The sequence below is a fragment of the Cellvibrio sp. KY-YJ-3 genome, from assembly GCF_008806955.1.
Lineage (GTDB): Bacteria > Pseudomonadota > Gammaproteobacteria > Pseudomonadales > Cellvibrionaceae > Cellvibrio.
The window spans coordinates 1,785,370-1,804,997 of sequence record NZ_CP031727.1 but is presented as its reverse complement, the minus strand read 5'-3'; the positions used below and the strand labels follow the sequence as shown (position 1 = coordinate 1,804,997).

Here is a 19,628-nt window from a genome sequence, read left to right as displayed (position 1 = left end):
ACATCCTTCATACACGCAACTCATTATTGAACTCACTCTACCAACCGGGGAGGCATCATTGAAAAGCCTGATTCGTATCACCTTGCAAAAGCCACTGACGTTTATTGTGCTGGCGATATTGATTGCAGGTTTCGGCACTCTCGCCGCGCTGCGTATGCCGGTGGATATTTTTCCTGCGATCCGCATTCCGGTGATTGCGGTTGCCTGGACTTATAACGGGTTGGCACCCGAGGATATTTCCAACCGCATAATTTCCCCCTATCAACGTGCGCTAAATACCACGGTTGCCGATATTGAACATATCGAAAGCCAATCGATGACTGGCATGGGAATCGTGCGTATTTTCTTTCATCCCAATGTGGATATTCGCACTGCCACCGCGCAAGTCACGGCGGTATCGCAAACCATGTTGCGCACTATGCCGCCGGGTATTACGCCACCGTTTATCGTGAATTACGATGCGTCCACCGTGCCGGTGCTGCAAGTTGCACTCTCGGGCGAAGGGCTCACCGAGCAACAATTAAATGATTTGGGTATGACGCAAATTCGCCCGCAATTACTCACCCTGCCCGGTGTGGCCATGCCCTTGCCCTCAGGCGGAAAACAGCGGCAAATCCAGATTGATATCAACCCGATTGCGCTACAATCTTTTGGTTTATCCGCCGCCGATGTGAGCGCCGCCATTGCTGCACAAAACCAAATCAGCCCCGCTGGTTTTATCAAAATGGGCAGTCAACAATACAACGTCAAACTCAATAACGCGCCGGATTCCATTCAGGCGTTAAGTGATATCCCGGTAAAAGTTGTCAATGGCGCGACAATTTATCTACGCGACCTTGCCACTGTGCGCGACGGCAGCAGCCCGCAACAAAATATTGTGCATGTGGATGGCACTCGCTCAGTGTTATTAACCATTTTAAAAAATGGTACCGTCTCCACGCTCTCGGTAGTCGAGAGCGTGAAAGAAGCTTTACCGCGCATTACCGACGGCCTCGCTAACTCGCTCAAAGCAATTCCCATTGCCGACCAATCTATTTTTGTGCGTGCAGCCATGATGACCGTGGTACATGAAGCGCTACTGGTTGCCGCCTTGATTTCGCTGTTGATTTTATTGTTCCTTGGCTCCTGGCGCGCGACCCTAATTGTGGCAGCTTCTATTCCACTTTCTATTCTTGCCGCGATCGCGGTACTCAATGCATTTGGGCAAACCCTGAATGCCATGACCCTTGGCGGCCTCGCCATTGCAATTGGTATTTTGGTGGATGAAGCCACAGTCACCATTGAAAATATCGAGCGGCATTTGGGTGAAGGCAAAAGCGTTACCCAAGCGATTATGGATGGCGCTGCTGAAATTTTAATTCCGGTATTTGTGGCACTGCTGTGTATTTGTATTGCATTTGTGCCGATGTTTTTCCTGCCCGGAATTTCCGGTTACCTGTTTGTGCCTATGGCGCTGTCGGTGGTGTTTGCGATGGTGGCGTCCTTCCTGTTATCGCGCACCGTCGTACTCACTATGGCGATGTATTTATTAAAACCACATTCGGTTGCAACACCGGATGAAACACCCATTCGCAAAAACCAGGCGAGTTTTAGCCAACAATTCTTCGCACCGTTTATTCGCTTCCAGAAAAAATTTGAGCAGGGCTTTGAAAAAATGCGCACCAGCTACACTCGCGCCCTCGCCGGTGTACTCGCCACGCGCAAACTTTTTGTTGCCGGTTTTATGGGGCTGGTACTTATCTCTTTTGTATTGGTGCCATTTTTAGGCCGCAATTTTTTCCCGGCAGTAGACTCCAGCAGTATGTTGCTGCATGTCCGCCTGCCCGCCGGTATTAAAGTAGAGGAAAGTGCTGCGCGTTTTGAGCTTATTGGCCGCGCACTGCGCGAATTAATTCCGGCCAACGAATTGGATTCCATTATCAACAACATTGGCATGCCGGTGAGTATGCTGAATATGATTTACAACACCTCCGGTACTATCAGCGCTCAAGATGGCGACATCATGATCAGCCTTAAACCCGGATTCCGCGCCGCTAAACATATAGAACGGCTACGCCAGGAGCTACCCGCGCGCTTCCCGGCAACCACTTTTTCATTTTTACCCGCCGACATCACCAGCCAGATTTTAAATTTTGGTTCACCATCGCCATTGGATATACAAATCAACGGGCGCAATGCGGCGGCTAATCGCGAATTTGCCGAGAGGTTATTGCGCCGCATCAACCGGATTCCCGGCATTGCCGATGCGCGCATCCAACAGCCGGAAAGCACGCCGCAATTAAATATCGATATCGACCGCTCGCGCATCGGTCAATACGGCATTACCGCGCGCGATGTCACCAACAGCCTTGGTGCATCACTGGCAGGCACCCAACAAACCGCGCCGGTGTTTTATATCAATCCAGCGAACGGTGTTTCTTACCCGGTAGTTGCGCAGGTGCCAGAATATTTAATGGCCGACATGAGCGATTTGGAAAACGTGCCAATTTCCAGTACCACCAACAGCGATAGCAGCTCACAAAGTCTGGGTGGCCTCGCACGCATTACCCGCTCGACCACCTTGCCCGTGGTATCGCAATACAACATGCAATCAATGATTAATATTTTTGCCACCACACAAGGGCGCGATTTAGGCTCCGTTGCCGACGACATCAATGCGGTTATCGCCGAATTGGATAAAGAGCGCCCAGCAGGCACGCAGGTAACACTGCGCGGGCAATACCAAACCATGAATGTTGCGTTTAGCGGTTTGGGTTATGGTTTGCTCGGCGCTATTGCATTGATTTATTTTTTAATCGTGGTGAATTTTCAAAGCTGGAAAGATCCGTTCATTATTATTTCCGCATTGCCTGCCGCACTCGCCGGTATTGTGTGGATGTTATTTATATCTTTCACGCCACTCTCGGTACCCGCATTAACCGGCGCAATTATGTGTATGGGTGTGGCCACCGCCAATTCGATTTTATTAGTGAGCTTTGCCCGCGAACGGCTCGCTGAAACCGGCGATGCTTTACAGGCGGCACTGGAAGCAGGTTACGTGCGCTTACGCCCGGTGGTTATGACCGCGCTGGCAATGATTATTGGCATGATTCCTATGGCACTGGGTATAGGTGAAGGCGCGGAACAAAATGCACCGCTGGGTCGCGCTGTTATCGGCGGTTTAATTACCGCCACTATCGCTACATTATTTTTTGTTCCTGCACTATTTAGTTGGGCGCATCGCCATCACGCTAAAAACATCGCAACTCATTCGGAGCTAATGCCAAACAATGTCTAACCATTCATCCCAACAACATCACCCTCAAATCCCGCCGGTGAATCCGACTGAATTTCGCCGCAAACTCATTAAGCTCAGCATAGTTATTGGTGCCGTTGCGATTGTGCTGGCAAGCCTGGGGATTTGGCAGCGCAGCAATGCCACGGTAGAACTTTCGCAAGTGGCTGCGCAGTCGGCAGTGCCGAGTGTATCGGTAATTGCGGCCGCAACCAGTAATGAAACTACCAGCCTGGTACTGCCCGGCAATGTGGAGCCTCTCAATAGCGCATCCATTTATGCGCAAACCAATGGCTACATCAAAGAATGGTTAGTGGATATTGGTGATGCGGTAAAAAAGGGGCAAGTGCTTGCGATATTGGACGCACCGGAATTGTTACATCAATTAGCGCAGGCCAAAGCTAATTACTCCACAGCAATTGCCGAACAAAACAACGCACAGAGCATGGCAGATCGCGCCAATCAATTAATGAAACTTGATAGCGGAGCAATTTCGCGTGAAATGTTAGAGCAACGCGTACGCGATGCAGAAGCAAAAAAAGCCGCGACAGCAGCTGCGCGCGCCAATGTAGATCGTTTGGAATCGTTACAAGCCTTCACCAAACTCACCGCGCCATTTGATGGACAAGTCACCAGCCGCTCTGCACAAATCGGCGAGTTGGTGGTGGCTGGAAATTCAAATGCACAACCGCTATTTACCATTTCCGATACCAGCGTCATGCGCATTTTTGTGCGAGTACCACAAAGCTACGCCACCCAAATGCAAGCCGGTCAAGGCGCAGAATTATCACTGCCTGAACACAGCGACAAAACTTTCTCCGCCGCGGTCACCCGCAGCGCTCGCGCGGTGGATATTACCTCTGGTTCCGTACTCGTCGAACTGCAAGCGAACAATGACCGGGGCGAATTAATGCCCGGTGCCTACACTCAAGTCAGCTTCAAGCTCGCCGCTAACAAACAACAAATTCGTGTACCCGGCAGTGCCATTTTATATCGCGACCAACAACCCTCTGTTGCCACTATCGACGATAACAATAGAGTGAGCCTCAAGCCGATAAAAATTGGCCGCGATGAAGGCACTGTTGTTGAAATACTGGCGGGCATTAGCGCAACAGATCGTATTATTACTACACCGCCAGATGCCATTCGCAGTGGCGATGAGGTGCGCGTAGTCAATGTGAAATAATTAATCCGCCTTAGCCGCCATGGGGGCACAGCGCTGACCCTGTCCATATTTTTGTTCGCGGTATAAATAGGAAGGCAATTGCACCTGCGCCAGCGCTTTGCATTGTTCTTCCACTTGCGCGGGGCGCAGCAGCGTTAGTGTCTCGTTTGTTTCGTTGTACTGGGCGATGACGGCACTGGAATCCGGTTTTAACAAGGTGATTTTTTCTGGCTCCATTAACGCAAAATAATCGTCAAACTGCAGGAGTGCGCGACCGGGGCTGTTGGGGTCGGCAATAAAATCCCGCCCCGTCATGGTGTGACAACTGGATACGCCCATAAGCGATAACAGCGTGGGCGCCAAATCGATTTGACTCGCCAGTTCGCTAATACGTTTTGGCTTAACACTGCCCCCCAAAATTAATCCGGGAATATGAAATTTTTCCACCGGAATTAAATTATTGCCGTACACCCGGTTATCGTGATCCGCAACAATAAGGAATACTGTGTCTTGCCAGTATTCACTTTGTTTGGCCTTGGAAAAAAATTGCCCCATGGCCCAGTCGGCATACTTCACCGCATTATTCACCACAGCCTTGGGCTCTTCGTGCAAGGCGATTCGACCGTCGGGAAATTCAAACGGTTCGTGATTGCTGGAGGTAAAAATCAGCGAGAAAAATGGTTGCCCGGCTTGATGTAGACGGGTTAATTGTTGATGGGCGGTAGTGAATAAATCTTCATCGCTGGCACCCCAGCTACCCACAAACACCGGATCATTAATTTGGTGTAGATCCACAATCTGACTAAAACCATTGCCAGTAAAAAAGCTGCGCATATTATCGAAGTGCGCTTCACCGCCATAAATGAATTGCGTGGTATAACCGGCGGCTTTCAGCACCGATGCAAGCGTGGTGAAATTGCGCTGGCTTTTGGAAAGTTTCACCACACTCTGCGCGGGTGTGGGCGGATAACCTGCCACTACTGCTTCTATGCCGCGCACCGAACGGGTGCCGGTGGCATAAAGCCGCTCAAACCAAATACCTTCATCGGCCAATTTATCCAACTCGGGAGTCACCCCCACACCGCCGAGCGCCCCCACAAAGGTTGCGCCCATGCTCTCCTGCAACACAATGACCACATTGAGTGATTTGGCAGGTGAATTTAACGCGCGCTGGTAATGAAAGGTCGGATATTGTTTGTCGGTAAATTCATAATTTTTTAACCAGGGCCAATCCAAACTGCGCGACAACATGTCGGCAGTTGATAACTTGCCATACATTTCACTGGAGCGCGCTTCGTGCTTCATATTGTAAATGGCATAGAGCACCGAATAGCCGGAATTAATCACCAGCGAATTCACCATGGCATCGCCCGTAATCGCAAAAAAAGCCGGGTTTGCCGGGCGATGATCGGTGGTGGAACGCACCCCCATCAATAACGCCAGCACCACCAATGGCCACACAACTATATTTTTACGCAGCGACCAAAGCGCTACGTGGGATTCACGCACACGCAATACTTTATACAGCAGCGCACCGAGCAAAACCGTTAGCGAGGTGCCCGCAATAAATGCCGTAGTAAAACCAAATAATAAGGTTAAAAAAACTTCTTTGGGGTAGCGGAGATATTCAATAAATAAACGATTGGGGCGCGCATCAAACTGCAATAAAAACGCCGGTGTGGCCAACTCGATAAACACTATCAGCGCCAGCCCGAGCCAGGCCCAATAAAAAGTGAACGGAAACCACAGCCGGCGCCAATAGGATAAGAACGGCAGCAACAGCACGGCGGGAACACACCAGAGGGAAAGCAAAATAATATCGGCACGTATACCTTGAAGCAGAATGTCAGCTAGCAGGCCAGTCGCCATTACCCGCTCGCTTTGCCACAAGGCTAACAGCATGCGGCTCACGCTGAGCAGAACCAATCCAAGGAAAGCCATACGGAACAGATACACATAGGGGCCAGTAACACCCCCAAACGACAGCCAATGCTTTTTATTCATCTTATTCATCTACTTATGCAAACTCGTTTTGACACAACTGATCCGAGCGAATTTAGCCAAGTAAACTTAAGACAAACTTAAAATTGCCCCCTGAACAGGGCGCGAAGACTAGGGAGAACAAAACGGAGGGGAGATAAATAAAAAAGCCAGTGTCCACGCACGAAATGGACACTGGCAAAGAGGGCTAAAAAGTTACCGCACTTACGCGGTATGAGCGCCGGTGGTGGCTACTGCGCAACCACTAATGAACAGGCAAGGCTGGAACTCAGCGCAACCGATCTGGGTTGGGCAAAAGACAAGGCGACTGAGAAGGCAAGGGTATTGATACTGGAGGTTGGGGGCGCTGAGGATGAGCCGCTGCCACAGGCAGACGACGGTGACATCCTTGCCAACATGGCGAACACGTTTATTACTCTCATGACCTATATCTCGATGCTTATTTTTAGTAGGGGGTTCACAGCCGATGGTCACTGCCGACCAAGGTGTCTGCGCGTGTAAACAAGCCTATTAAAAACAAGGAGATATCAGTAACGCTTTTCCGAAAAAGCCTTCAAATTGTCAAAAGTTGAAGTTTTTTTCGTTTTTATTGAAGTTTTAGCTGACAAATTAGCTAGCGGACAGACAGAAATGATTACTTATTGCACAGACTCTTGAAGGTCTTGGGTGTGCAACCGTATTCTTCTTTAAACAACTTATTGAAATAGGATACGTTGTTATAACCCACCAGATAAGCAATCTCGGCGATATTCACCTCCTCTTTCTCCGCGAGCAGACGCGCCGCTTCGGTGAGGCGCAATTTGTTTAAATAACCGGTAAAGGTATAACCCAACTCCGCCTTGAGGATGTCGTTAATTTTGGTGCGGCTCACCCCAATGCGGTTCACCATCACATCCAGGCTCAACTCGGCATTGGCGTATTCGGTTGCCAGAAAACGCAAAATTGCATCGGTATCCTTATCGCGCTGCGGCTCTACTGAAAGCTGTTGGTAGGCCACCAGAGGCCGGTCTTTTTGCTGGCGATGGCGCAACTCGGCAATCAGGGCACGGGTGTGCTGGCGAAAAAACCACGCGCCACAGCCACCCCAGGCCAACAGCATAAACACCCCGAACAGGTACAGATAATACCAATCGCGACCATGCAAACTGATTTCATTCAGTTGGATGCGCGCATTCACCTCTGCCGGGCTTTGCGGGCTGCTACCAAATATCAAGCGGGCCACCTGATTGAGCTGGTACTCCTTCATCGACAATTTGAGATGAAACCGCTCCAGCCACCACTGCGCCGTTTCCAGCCGGGTCAAATCCAGCTCGACCTGACTCCAATTTTCATCGCAGGAAAAAAACGCCGAGGGCGAGCGATAACTTAGCGGGTCGTTTGGATCGGTTACCTTTTCATCCACCGCACTCAAACTAAAGGACAAGACATTGGCCGGTGCGCATTTGGCACTAAAGGAAATGGTTTGAAACGAGGATAAATCAACTAACCGCGGCTTGCCCTGCGCATCGCTAAAGCGCAGTGATACCGACGCAAAGGGGTGGTCAACCTTGTTGGACACTTTCATATCCACATCGAGGCTGTAGTTGGCATCGTTAATCTTTACCGATGAAAGCCCGCCCCAATAAGCGTCGCCTCCGGTTTCAGTCGCCCAGGGCAACTCACTCTGCTGTGCAGGCAAAAGTGACAGATGCAAAAACGTGCGCTGCACACACAGGTATCCAACAAGCACGCTGAGTACCAGCAAACAGGCTAAACCCAACAGCGCTTTTTTATAAAATTCCAGCATGGTAGGGGGATCATTGGCTAGTCAAAGGGGCGACAATTTATTATTCAAAAACACCCAGCGCAAGGCGTCTAACACCACGCACACTCAAGAGTACTGCGCGGCGCACAATAGCACCAGTGAAATTAAGGCGCACATAGCAGTCAAGCAATCGCCGCTTGAAAGCCCGGCCCTGCCCCGCCAAAATACCGGGCACCCAACAGCCAACGAAGCATTGACAATGAACAACGACATTTTAAAAACATTATTAGCCCAGGAAGACGAACTGCAACTGCGTTATTTCAATAACCAAACGGCGTGGGAATTGGGCACTTTAATTAAAAGTGCTGCCGACCAACATGCCGCGCCCATCGCGATAGAAATTTATGCCTTTGAGCAGGTGTTATTTAGCTATTTCATGCCCGGCACCAATAAAGATAATCAAGACTGGATCAACCGCAAACGCCAATCGGTGATGCGTTTTAGTCACAGCTCTTATTACACCGGCCAATACAATGCCGCCAAAAATCGCGACTTTGAAACCATCCCCCATTTGGACCCAAAACAATATTGCGCACACGGTGGTTCTTTTCCACTGCGCATTAAAAATAGCGGCTTGATTGGCGCAGTCACTGTGTCGGGCTTGGCGCAAGAAGTGGATCATCAAATGGTAATCGATGCCCTGCGCAAAATTATCGCGGTGCAGGCGCAAGAAAAATAAACCAGTGATTATTTACCCGGGCGTTTGCCCCCAGCGCACAACAAGGCATTTGCCCCAAGCACACACAAGGCAAAAGTGCCGATAAGCCTGCCAATAAACTATCCAACGCCAGTCCCACGCTAAGTGCGCAGGCGAACAGAGATAAACCCCCTCCTTCTGTAGCATTCCCTTCAATTGCTGCGCGGCTAATTTTTTAGCCCGCAGGCTTTTTGTTTTCTTACGCGCCATTGATCCACCAACAATTTCTGCGCGAGTGTTTTGTATAAGCGCGCGCGATTCGGTTCAGCATCAAAATCATAACCAGGACGGCCAACCATGAATAAATTACACAACTACTCTTCGCGACTTAAATGGATCATCCCGGTATGCGCTATTACCCTGATGACCGCTTGCGGCGGTAAAGATGACGTACTGGGCTCCAGCGCCGATGCGGCACTGGCTCCCTCGGTCACCAACATAACGCCCGCCAGAGATGCCAGCAACGTACTCGTTTACGACCCGATGATTAGCGCTACGTTTAACGAAGCGGTAACGGTTGTCGGCAATGGCGCGAGTGTCGCGGTGACTTGTCTGTCGCCCTGTACCAATCCGGAAGGCACAGTGAGTGTGGATAGCACTAACCGTATCGCCACCTTCACGCCCGCCAGCGATTTAATGGCCATGACCCAATACACTGTGACCATCACCGGCGCTAAAAGCCTGGCGACAGGTCTTACACTGCCCAGCCCTTACACCTGGAATTTCACCACTGGTGCGGCGTCGACTGCCGTTACCGTTACGGCGGTGGCACCCGGTGTGAACAGCACAGGGGTATCGCTTAACAACACTATTGTCAGTGCCGACTTTAACGAAACAATCGCACCTATCACGGACCCGGCGAGTTTTACCCTCACCTGCGCCGCGCCTTGCACCAGCCCAACCGGTTCGGTGACCCGCGATCCAACCAATCGCGTTGCAACCTTTACGCTTACCCCGGGAACCCAGCTTGAGCCGATGACGGCCTATACCGCCACCGTGAGCGATGTTCGCAGCTTGGTGACCGGTGCGGCCTTGGTCGCCCCGTTTGTATGGACCTTTACTACCGGCAACACGGCTGACACGACCCGTCCGCGTGTAACCTTTACTGTGCCAGCCACTACCTCACCGGGCCCAACCACCGGTGTGCCGACCAATATGGCGGTGAGTGCGGTGTTCTCCGAAAACATGGCGCCCGCTAGCCTTTCGGCCACCAGCTTTAGCCTTACCTGTGCAGCACCGTGTGTGAACCCTGCGGGCAATGTGAGTTACGCGGTGGGCACCCAAACCCTGTTGTTTACGCCAACCGCCGCACTCATGGCAGACACCACTTACACCGCGCGAATCACCAGCGCGGCAACTGACATCGCCGAAAATGCGCTGGCAGGCAATCAAGCCGCCTTACCGGCCGCGAGCGATTATGTGTGGATGTTCACCACCAGAGCCGAGGCAACTGCCGGTGGCAATATCTCCGTCACCACGACTATTCCTGCCGATAATGCAGGGAATGTCTGCCCGGACGCATCAATTAATGCCACCTTTATGGTGCCATCCGGCGTGCGTATGAACCCCATTAGCGTTAACTCATCGACCTTTACTATTGTTGAAGCAACGACTGCCGCGACACCAGTAATAGCCGCTGCCGTAGTGCTTGATGCGGCAACCGGTCGCATTGCCAGTTTTGATCCACTCAATGACCTTGTCCCCGGTGTTACTTACACCGCCACACTGAAAGGTGGTGCAAACGGCGTGAAGGATTCAGCCATTCCCGCCAATGCCATGACGACCGACTACAGCTGGGACTTCACCGCGATGGATTGCTCCACCACGCCACCGGTATTGATCCCGCTCGGCTCAGTAGCCACCTTTGGTACTTTCGGCGGCTCAGCGGGTACGACCAATCAGGGCATTCTGACCATCATTAATGGCGATATCGGCACCACTGCCGTGTCCACTGCCGTAACCGGTTTTCACGATAACGGCGTGGGTTGTATCTACACCGAAACACCGCTGAACGTCGGTACGGTTAACGGCAAAATCTACACCTCACCACCATCACCTACAGTTGCCTGCCCAACGGAAGGCACTGCCGACACCGCAGCAATCGCCGCCGAAGCGCGCGCCGATGCACTCATCGCCTATAACGCCCTTGTTGCCCAACCGGGTGGCCCGGACCAAGGTGCGGGTAACCTCGCCAACCTCGTGTTAGTGCCAGGTGTTTATACCGCTGCTGCGGGTTCATTTATGGTGGAAGGCGGTGACTTAACGCTCGACGCCCAAGGTGATACCAACGCGACCTGGGTATTCCAGATGGCAAGCACCCTCAGAGTCGGTGGCCCTGGCGCCGCCGCACCGCAGAGCATCCTGCTGGTTAACGGCGCGCAAGCGAAGAACGTGTTCTGGCAAGTGGGCACCGCAGCGACCATTAACGCCGCAGGCGGTGGAACCATGGTAGGTACCGTTATTTCACAGGCTGGTGCGGAGATTTCTACCGACGGCAATGTGGCGGTAGTCACCATCAACGGCCGGGTAATTTCCCTCAACGCCGCCGTGACCATGGTTAACACCGTCATTAACGTACCCACCCCATAATCACCAGTCATCGACGTCGGCCCGTGCCCTGCACTGCCGACGCGACTGGAGTCATAAAATTGCTGAGGAATAACCTATGAAATTTATTAAAGCGTCAGGGATGTTTGGTCTGATGGCACTTGCAGCTGCCACCAGCTCTGTTGTTAATGCAGACGATGCGGGTTGGTACTTGGGCGGCAATATCGGCCAGTCCAACGCTGACATCGACAATGATCGCATCACCGAAAATTTGTTAGACGGCGGCTTCTCCGAAATCATGATTGATAGCGACGACCGCGATACCGGCTACAAGCTGTTTAGTGGTTATCAATTCAATCGGAACTTCGCGTTGGAAGCCGGTTATTTCGACTTGGGTGAATTCAGTTATCGCGCCACCACCATGCCTGCGGGCACCCTGGACGGCGAGATGAAACTCCGAGGTTTTAATCTGGATCTGTTGGGTTTTATTCCCTTCAGTGAAAAGTTTTCAGCCTTTGGTCGCGTCGGTGTTAACTACGCCGAAGCCAAAGATCGCTTTAGTGGAACAGGCGCAGTCAATGTGCTCAGCCCACGCGCGGAAGAACGCGATACCAATTTAAAACTCGGTGCCGGTGTGCAATACGCCTTTACCGATGCACTGGCGATGCGCGTAGAAACTGAACGCTATCGTATTAACGACGCCGTCGGCAACAAAGGCGATATTGATATGGTATCGGTTGGATTGCTGTATCGCTTCGGCGCAACATCAGCGCCGGTCGCCGTGGTACAACCACCACAACCTGCGCCCGCACCGGTTGCACCACCGCCGCCTCCACCGCGTACCGAAAAATACACCTTGTCGGCCAACGAATTATTTACCTTCGACAGCTCTGCCGTACGTCAACCGCAAACCAAACTCGATGAAATCGCCAGCGCATTAAAAGGTGATGGCTCGCCCGATGAAATTGTTATCGTCGGCTACACCGACCGTTTGGGCTCCGATGATTACAACCAGAAATTATCCGAACGCCGCGCCATCGCCGTAAAAAATTACCTGATGAGCAAAGGCATAGAATCAAGCCGCCTGCGCGCAGAAGGCCGCGGTGAAGCAGATCCGGTGGTGATGTGTGACGATCAAGGCAAAGCAGATTTAATTCGCTGCTTAAGCCCCAACCGTCGCGTAGAAATTGAAAAAATGACAATTGTGCGCGAAGTAAATCAGTAACCGCGCCACTCCGTAACCGCGTTGCTTGTTAACAAGCAACGTGGATTACTGTACTAGGGAACGACTACTCCAACACCGGCCGCGCGTTTACAGGTTGCACGGGACGATTGTTGTGATGATGGATTACCTGCAAAAACTGCCCTATTTGTGCTTTGGAGGCAGAAACCGGATGTTTCATAACTAGCCAACGCACACCTTCTGAGCATGGTGGTGTCGTCAATGAACCATTGAACCGATAGTAATCCCGTGTTGAGGGCAAAATTTCCAGTGGCAAGATGTCCGACGACAGGGCTATTTTTTCACCCACTTTCGGCATTTCTGCCCAGGCTTTTGCAAGCACCTTGCTTTCTTTTCCCTCAGTAACCATCACCGCTACTACGGCGAGATTGCCATTTTTATCCGCATGGACAAGATGCGCTTCCATTGGATACGACTTACCGTGTATCTGGTTTTCGCTCGGCACATGAAAATGAAATTGCTTCAGCTCGAACTCAATCCCATCCACAGTAATTGTGCTGCCCGGAAGGGTATTTATCTGAATGGTGTGACCGTTATTAACAATTTCCGAACTGCCGGCCTCATAGTGAAATGCAATCGGGGGCAGTTCGGCATCAATAAAACCGGTCAGGTTTATTGGCGATTGATTACTCCCCGCACACGCACCATATTCCGGGCTTAGCGTTGCCCAATTGTCAGGCCCTGTAGCTCCGGTGTAGTCCCAAGCGGGGCCGTCATTGGAAAATGCAAAACTTGAAAACGATAACAGACCAACTGCAATTAATGCTCTTTTCATGGATCAACCCGTGAATGTCTTATCAATGGAGTTGGCAAGATAGACAGCAGCGCGTTAAGAACCCGTTAAGACCCATTTAGTAGAGATTAAGAGTGAGACGCGGGCGGAAAGGACAACACGAAGCGCGTCCCCCCGGCTTCTGGAGTTTCCAGCTGCAGGCTCCAACCGCAATAGTCGACCACGCGTTTGACAATTGACAGCCCCAACCCTGCCCCCTCGTGTGCCGGTCGGTCGTCACCATGGATAAAACGCTCAAACAATCGCTCGCGCACCTTTTGGGGAAGACCGGTACCGGTATCTTCGACCACTAGCTGGCCAGCGACCAGCTGAACCGAAATATGCCCCTGCTCGGTATGCTGACAGGCGTTACGCAGTAAATTACCAATCACTATGCCAGCCAATTCGGGATACACATTGGCAGAAACCGACGCGCGTAAATCCAGGGTGAATTCAACCGGTTTGCCGTACAACAGGGGTTGGCAGCGCTCCATTTCTGACTCTACGATAGTGTTGAGAATGGTGTACGGTGCGCCCTGCAATTCCGGGGCGCGCGCCAGCAGAAGCAGTGCGCTAACCCGCTGTGCCGTTTCTGCCGCCACGCGGCGAATGCGCTCCGCCGTAGCCAGTTGCGCCGGGTGATCCGACAATTGCGCAGCTAATACTTCCGCGGCGCCCAGCATAATCGTTAAAGGTGTGCGTAACTCATGGCTGACGTCACCGGTGAACAGTTGCTCGCGCTGCAGGAACTGCTGAAGCTCATAAGTACGCTTGGCAAAAGCGCGCGACAATACGCCAATTTCATCTTGCGCAGACAGGGAAGGCAGTTCAGTAGGCCCCGCATTGCGACCGACCGCATCGGCAAGCGCCGCGACCGGTGCAATCATCCTCCGTGCGCACAATACGCCAAGCACTGCGGCGAGCAAAATGCTGAATACAAAACCAACCGCCAAAGAGAGGCGGATTACCCGTTCCGTATGTTCAAGCTCATCAACCTCCTGCACCACGGCATAGCGGTGGGTGTCATGGTCACGCAATAACAGACGAACCTGCCGGCTGCCGAGCATTAGCTCATGGACACCCACCGGTAATTGCTGCAGCTCCATGGGTATAGCGTCGTCGATCAGGAATTGTATGTCCGGCGGCGCGTCAGGCATGCGCTCCCCCGGCGGGAAGTCAATCAATCTATCCGCCATCATTGCCAATCGTGCATCGATTACCTTCTCTTCAATAATCTCCACCGAAATATAAGAAACCAAACTGAAGGCACCAGCCACTATGATCGCCAACAGGATATAGGTAAGTGAAATGCTTTGTTTGAGCGAAAGTCTAGGCTTCATCGGGCATCACCAGCCGGTAACCCGTACCCGGCAGCGTTCGCAACATAGGCTGGGGAAAGGGTTTATCGAGTACCTGACGTAATGTATGGATATGGGTGCGTAAGGCATCGCTATCCGGTGGGCTATCACCCCACACCTCACGTTCAAGCGTTTGCCGCGTTATTAAGCCCGGCGCAACACGCAGCAGCGCGACAAGTATTTTGTAACCGGTGGGAGTGAGATCGAGTGGTTGCCCGGCGCGTGTTGCCTGGCCGGTACTTGCATCCAGACGCAGGTCGCCGAAGGTCAACACTGACTGAACTTGCTCGTTGCGCGCGCGGCGAATCAATGCCTTCAGGCGCGCATCCAGTTCGGGAAGGGAATAAGGTTTGACAAGATAATCATCAGCGCCAACTTCAAACCCTGTGACTTTGTCATGCACCGTGTCACGCGCCGTCAACATCAGGATCGGTGTCGCCAAGCGATATTCTTGCCGCAGCGTCCGGCATACCTCCACCCCATCCATGCCCGGCAATGACAGATCCAAAACGATCGCATCATGAAATGCACCTGTCGCACAGGAGACACCGGCAATACCATTGCGAGCGACATCGAGCGTATAGCCAAGCGGTTCTAAATACCCATACAGGTTCGCGATGATATCCGGGTTGTCCTCAATGATCAGTATGTGCATAAGTTTCCCGTAAATTCACCTACTGCATATTTCCAAATAAATATCAGCAGGTAACAACCTTGAGTTGAGGCCATGTTTTCAACCAGCCTTTAGATTCAATTCTATTTAAAAACACAGACTTTTCCCGCTTGGGGTTGTGTGTAATAGCCCCCAGAAACAGGTTTTCCTCACCAAAAGGCGCCGATGTTTCCAGCTCACCATCATCACCAATTCTTATACCAACAGCAGTTTCTTTTTCTGGCCAGTAAGCCATTGCATCAGTGCTATTTGAATAAGGCATGTCCCCATTACGCAAATGCATAACGGCTTGATTTTTCACCTGCCAATTAACATTTGGCAACAATGAAACCAATGTTTGCTCTATCGAAGCCTCGCAGATGCGTTCATTCCGATCAAAAAAAATTACATCGACATCATTCAACGAAGAGTTTTCTACTCCATGCAGATAATCCCATACAAGGTTTCTCACAAAACCCGCCGCAACAAAACAGTCTGGTAATTTTAAGGATTCCACCACATTAAGAATTTCCATTCGCATAGCATCTGCTTTTATCAATTCAGTAATGGTAGCCACAATAAATAAACCTCTTCACGGACTTCTCTATAGCTATTATTGGTCATCATCCTTTTCCTTTAGTTCTTTAATCTTCTTATGCATGTGATTTTTTTCTTCATCCCACCATTCGGTATACCTACCACGCCCAAACAAGCGACTACTTGCATTTAAATTATCACGTAGCCTCGGCGTCCCATCGGAACCGATAAAGTAAAAAATCGGACCGACAAATGGAATCAGAACCACAACAAAAAGAAGTACTTTCAAAATCATGTAGTCCCTAGATTTCCATATACGGAAAATAAGAAAAATTGAAACAACTTCAGAAAGGATTACAAAATATAGCAACATTTTTTTTCCTTCAACAAGAGTAGTGTTGTGCATTAGCAACAACAAACTGAGGGGAACTTTCAAACTCAGATAGCGTGTCAGAAAGGTGCTCATGCTCAAACAGGACGCACGTTTGCTCCATGAGCTCTGCAGTCGACGCAAGAAATTTTGCAATAAGCCGCAGTTCAGCTGCAGTAGCAACGAGTGTCATCTCAGACAGCTCATTTGGTTCGACCCCGTCAACGCCAAGATCATCACTTCTATATCCGTAAAGTTTCATTACCGAATCTCGCTCTAAGGTTTTCACGCCACCTATAAACCCACAACCTCATCGCCCAGCAGACTCGCACGTTTATTTGAAATAATTTTCAAATAAACAACTATTGCCTTGCTCATTTGATTAGAAAAGATGGCAAGAAATGCTCTATGCATTACAAAACAACAGCCTGGTGCGGAAAATAAGCGAATCATTAGCAACTTACACACAACGAAAAAGTTACACACCAACCAATGTTGGTCATTAATGAGCGTGTTTACCACCCAACTCTGCCCACTGCTGATAGGTTCCTACCGCATATAAAATACCGATCATTAAACAAATCCCTGAACTCACCAGCCAAAATGTCAGGCTATTTTCGGGAAACATGGGCATCAACATCACGAAAGAAATACCACGAATTAAAAAGAGACTGGCGATAAGGCACAAAGCCAAACGCAACAAGGGCAAACGCCGAATAACACCCGCAGCGGACAGTGCGTAAAGAGACCAGATTGCTAAAAAAATTACGATCACCGAAGTCACCACCGCCGGATACCAATCCCCAGCCTCTGCCATCTGCGCCATTTGTTCACCGGCCCCAAAAAACCGATACCAATCCGCACCGAAAATAATGCAGCCGATATGAGCCAGTGCAGCCAAGGCAGTGAAAATTGCTGCCGCGATTAGAAATTTATTGTTGGCTTTGTACATACATCCTCCTTAATGACCTGAAAATTATCGCCACGCACTACCCTTTGCCACAAAATAATGTTTTATAACATAGCGCCAAGGTATGACTAATGGTGTAAGAACAACGCCCATAACACATGCAAACGCCACATCACGGGCGTATTGATCGAGTTCATGGTTTAAATACATCGGCAGCGCAAATACCAGTAGCCAAAATAATTTCCAGATTAACTCCAGAAAAAGAATTGGCAACATTTTGAGTGGATATCGAATACCCAATAGCGCCATGATGAAAAAGCCTATGAGTATTGAATTGATTACCGTGTGAGGATCGACAGGGTTCCCGGATGCAGTGACAACATAAGGAATAACCGAGAGACCAAGCCCCAAAGCGATAAGAAAATACATGCCTCTTAATAGGTAAATTCGAACTATTCCAACTTCTTCCATAAATTTCTCCTTGTGTTGATACTTTGTAATACCGTAATAACCGGCAGAATTTAACTCGTGGTTTTGCGGGGCACCTTTGCGCAGCGATATTAAATAAGCGCTACTTATAGCCTACCGGGTGCAACACATTTTATGTAACGTCAATAACCGATACCTTTAGCCATAAAGGAAGCAGATAAAATTATGATTAGCAACCCTGCAACCTCCGCTCTTAAGATCCATTTTATTATTTTAAATTCCTCTTCCTTGAATGTTGGCGCCACTCCTAATTTGGTTACTTTTCCCCACTTGAAAAATTTAACAGTTGGGTAAATTGATAAAATACCGACCACGAGAAAAGTATATAATTTAATTTTGTAGAATGGATTCTGAAAATAGAATTCGCTGCCTTTTTCAAAATACTGTATACGAAGAAAACCAAACACTAAAACGACAGCAGCAGACACGCCATAAACAATATCTATGGTTTGCAGCCTTTTTGCCTCTATTAAAGTGAGGTGTCTACTATAGGTGAACCACTCAAAAATAATCGAAAAGACCAAGGTAAAGGCAGCCAAAAAATGAACATATGCCACTAACGCATTTATCACAGTAAATTCTCCTTTCTTGTTGCGATCTGATACCGCTGGTTTTACCTACAAATGGAACAAAGGGAATAGCAAAAATGCCACTTAAAAACCATCCGTTTGATTGCTTGCTAGCACTGTGTTGCAAAGGATTCTTGGTAGGAAACGGAGCCCGATTACTACACAACCAGAAGCACCCAACGTGCGTAGCTCAGTGACAGTTCAGTATTGGTTTTTTTTACCTCAGCCGCTTGTTATGAATTTCATTCCTTAATTTTTTCTCCAAACATTATTCTGTGCCCTTCGGGAGTTTCAACCCCGAACTCTCTTAAACCCCAAGGCTTGTTTGATATGTGCTGGTTAAATTTCACTCCGCGTTTTAGATATTGCTCATATAGTTCGTCAATACCCTCACAATTTACGTATGCAAAATAAGAATGATTGTTTGTTTCTCTTGCAGTTTTTTCACCTTTGCAATCACCTACCATAAGATAGAAGCTATCCAAGTATAAAAATGACCAGCCACCGATCCGAGTTTCAAGTGTAAAACCTAACTTTTCCATAAAATAATTTTCAGCTGAATCAAGATCATTCACAGCTAAAACATGTTGGGTTTTATTTACTTTGAACATGAAGTATTCTCCGTGTTGAACGACTTTCATAACGCTGCCATAAACGGCAGCTCCGGAGCTGATGTTTTTGTGGTAGCTTAGCGTTAAGCCGCAAAAACAGCGACAGAAAATCTGTCCGATTAATGGCTTTGTTAGCAGTTTTTGGTGATGGCACTGAATGCTTTCTCAGTAAGAATAAGCGGAGCCATAAAATCACGAACATATTTTTCTTTTTGACTAATATCAGACTCACTCCACCACTCAGATTCCTTTATGTGTGCAAGTAAAAGTTGAGTTTCTATTCGTGATTCATCAGCGACCTGCCAAATCAACCATTCTTCTGCTTGTTTCTCTTTGCTGGCAGATACAAGCTGATTAAACACTTTGAAAGCTAAGCTTCCAGTATGCGGTGAACCTTGTGCCTCACGTAGGCATGAATTTTTATCAAATTTCACAGCCATTAATGATTTGTGCAAAGCCAACAGTTCCCAATAATTTTCGATTTCGATATTCATAGGTGATTAGCTGCTAACGCCGCAATAAACGGCAGAATTTAAGTTGCGGTTTTGTGGAATACTTTTGCGCAGCAAAACCACAAAGCCGCGACTTAAATTCTGTCCAGTGGAGCGAAGCGGAACGATGTTTGACCG

Annotated in this window: 17 protein-coding genes; 5 read left to right on the top strand and 12 right to left on the bottom strand. The window is 49.5% G+C overall.

What is annotated here, in order from left to right:
* The first annotated feature begins 58 nt into the window (after positions 1–58).
* The gene (locus D0B88_RS07630) at positions 59–3,277 is read left to right on the top strand and encodes an efflux RND transporter permease subunit (protein WP_151056283.1); all 3,219 of its coding nucleotides are present in this window, start codon (positions 59–61) and stop codon (positions 3,275–3,277) included.
* On the top strand, positions 3,270–4,460 hold the full coding sequence (locus D0B88_RS07625; protein ID WP_151056281.1) for an efflux RND transporter periplasmic adaptor subunit: 1,191 nt from the start codon (positions 3,270–3,272) through the stop codon (positions 4,458–4,460). The genes D0B88_RS07630 and D0B88_RS07625 overlap by 8 nt, the downstream gene beginning before the upstream one ends.
* Here the strand turns inward: D0B88_RS07625 and D0B88_RS07620 are convergent, their stop codons facing one another.
* The gene (locus D0B88_RS07620) at positions 4,461–6,443 is read right to left on the bottom strand and encodes an LTA synthase family protein (RefSeq protein ID WP_151056279.1); all 1,983 of its coding nucleotides are present in this window, start codon (positions 6,441–6,443) and stop codon (positions 4,461–4,463) included.
* Between the two features lie 631 nt (positions 6,444–7,074).
* Positions 7,075–8,226 carry an AraC family transcriptional regulator gene (locus D0B88_RS07615; RefSeq protein WP_151056277.1) on the bottom strand — a complete coding sequence of 384 codons (1,152 nt, stop codon included), beginning with the start codon at positions 8,224–8,226 and terminating at the stop codon, positions 7,075–7,077.
* Positions 8,227–8,443: 217 nt separating this feature from the next.
* Here D0B88_RS07615 and D0B88_RS07610 point away from each other — a divergent pair, with 217 nt between their 5' ends.
* From D0B88_RS07610 to D0B88_RS07600, 3 genes are all read left to right on the top strand, one after another.
* Positions 8,444–8,923, top strand: coding sequence for a heme-degrading domain-containing protein (locus D0B88_RS07610; RefSeq protein ID WP_151059328.1), 480 nt, complete (start codon positions 8,444–8,446; stop codon positions 8,921–8,923).
* A gap of 315 nt (positions 8,924–9,238) precedes the next feature.
* A complete protein-coding gene (locus tag D0B88_RS07605) occupies positions 9,239–11,530 on the top strand; it encodes an Ig-like domain-containing protein (protein ID WP_225318582.1) in 2,292 nt (763 codons plus the stop codon).
* Positions 11,531–11,606: 76 nt separating this feature from the next.
* Entirely contained in the window at positions 11,607–12,713 is a 1,107-nt protein-coding gene (locus D0B88_RS07600; protein WP_151056275.1) for an outer membrane beta-barrel protein, read from the top strand.
* 64 nt (positions 12,714–12,777) lie between these two features.
* On the opposite strand, the gene D0B88_RS07595 is transcribed toward D0B88_RS07600, so the two are convergent.
* The 10 genes from D0B88_RS07595 to D0B88_RS07550 all read right to left on the bottom strand — a co-directional run bounded on the left by D0B88_RS07595 (position 12,778) and on the right by D0B88_RS07550 (position 19,493).
* Positions 12,778–13,506, bottom strand: coding sequence for a carbonic anhydrase (locus D0B88_RS07595; protein WP_151056273.1), 729 nt, complete (start codon positions 13,504–13,506; stop codon positions 12,778–12,780).
* Positions 13,507–13,592: 86 nt separating this feature from the next.
* Entirely contained in the window at positions 13,593–14,843 is a 1,251-nt protein-coding gene (locus tag D0B88_RS07590; RefSeq protein ID WP_151056271.1) for a HAMP domain-containing sensor histidine kinase, read from the bottom strand.
* A complete protein-coding gene (locus D0B88_RS07585; protein ID WP_151056269.1) occupies positions 14,833–15,516 on the bottom strand; it encodes a response regulator transcription factor in 684 nt (227 codons plus the stop codon). The genes D0B88_RS07590 and D0B88_RS07585 overlap by 11 nt, the downstream gene beginning before the upstream one ends.
* Positions 15,517–15,559: 43 nt before the next feature.
* Positions 15,560–16,090, bottom strand: a complete 531-nt coding sequence (locus D0B88_RS07580; RefSeq protein ID WP_225318581.1) for a nucleotidyltransferase family protein — start codon at positions 16,088–16,090, stop codon at positions 15,560–15,562.
* 36 nt (positions 16,091–16,126) lie between these two features.
* Positions 16,127–16,516, bottom strand: a complete 390-nt coding sequence (locus D0B88_RS07575) for a hypothetical protein (RefSeq protein WP_151056267.1) — start codon at positions 16,514–16,516, stop codon at positions 16,127–16,129.
* A 406-nt stretch (positions 16,517–16,922) separates the two neighbouring features.
* Positions 16,923–17,372, bottom strand: a complete 450-nt coding sequence (locus D0B88_RS07570) for a hypothetical protein (RefSeq protein ID WP_151056265.1) — start codon at positions 17,370–17,372, stop codon at positions 16,923–16,925.
* A gap of 24 nt (positions 17,373–17,396) precedes the next feature.
* Positions 17,397–17,801, bottom strand: a complete 405-nt coding sequence (locus tag D0B88_RS07565) for a hypothetical protein (RefSeq protein ID WP_151056263.1) — start codon at positions 17,799–17,801, stop codon at positions 17,397–17,399.
* Positions 17,802–17,941: 140 nt separating this feature from the next.
* Positions 17,942–18,391, bottom strand: coding sequence for a DUF2214 family protein (locus D0B88_RS07560; protein WP_151056261.1), 450 nt, complete (start codon positions 18,389–18,391; stop codon positions 17,942–17,944).
* Between the two features lie 239 nt (positions 18,392–18,630).
* Entirely contained in the window at positions 18,631–18,999 is a 369-nt protein-coding gene (locus D0B88_RS07555; protein ID WP_151056259.1) for a VOC family protein, read from the bottom strand.
* A 131-nt stretch (positions 19,000–19,130) separates the two neighbouring features.
* Complete coding sequence (locus D0B88_RS07550) at positions 19,131–19,493, bottom strand: hypothetical protein (protein WP_151056257.1); 363 nt, start codon at positions 19,491–19,493, stop codon at positions 19,131–19,133.
* Between the last annotated feature and the right edge of the window lie 135 nt (positions 19,494–19,628).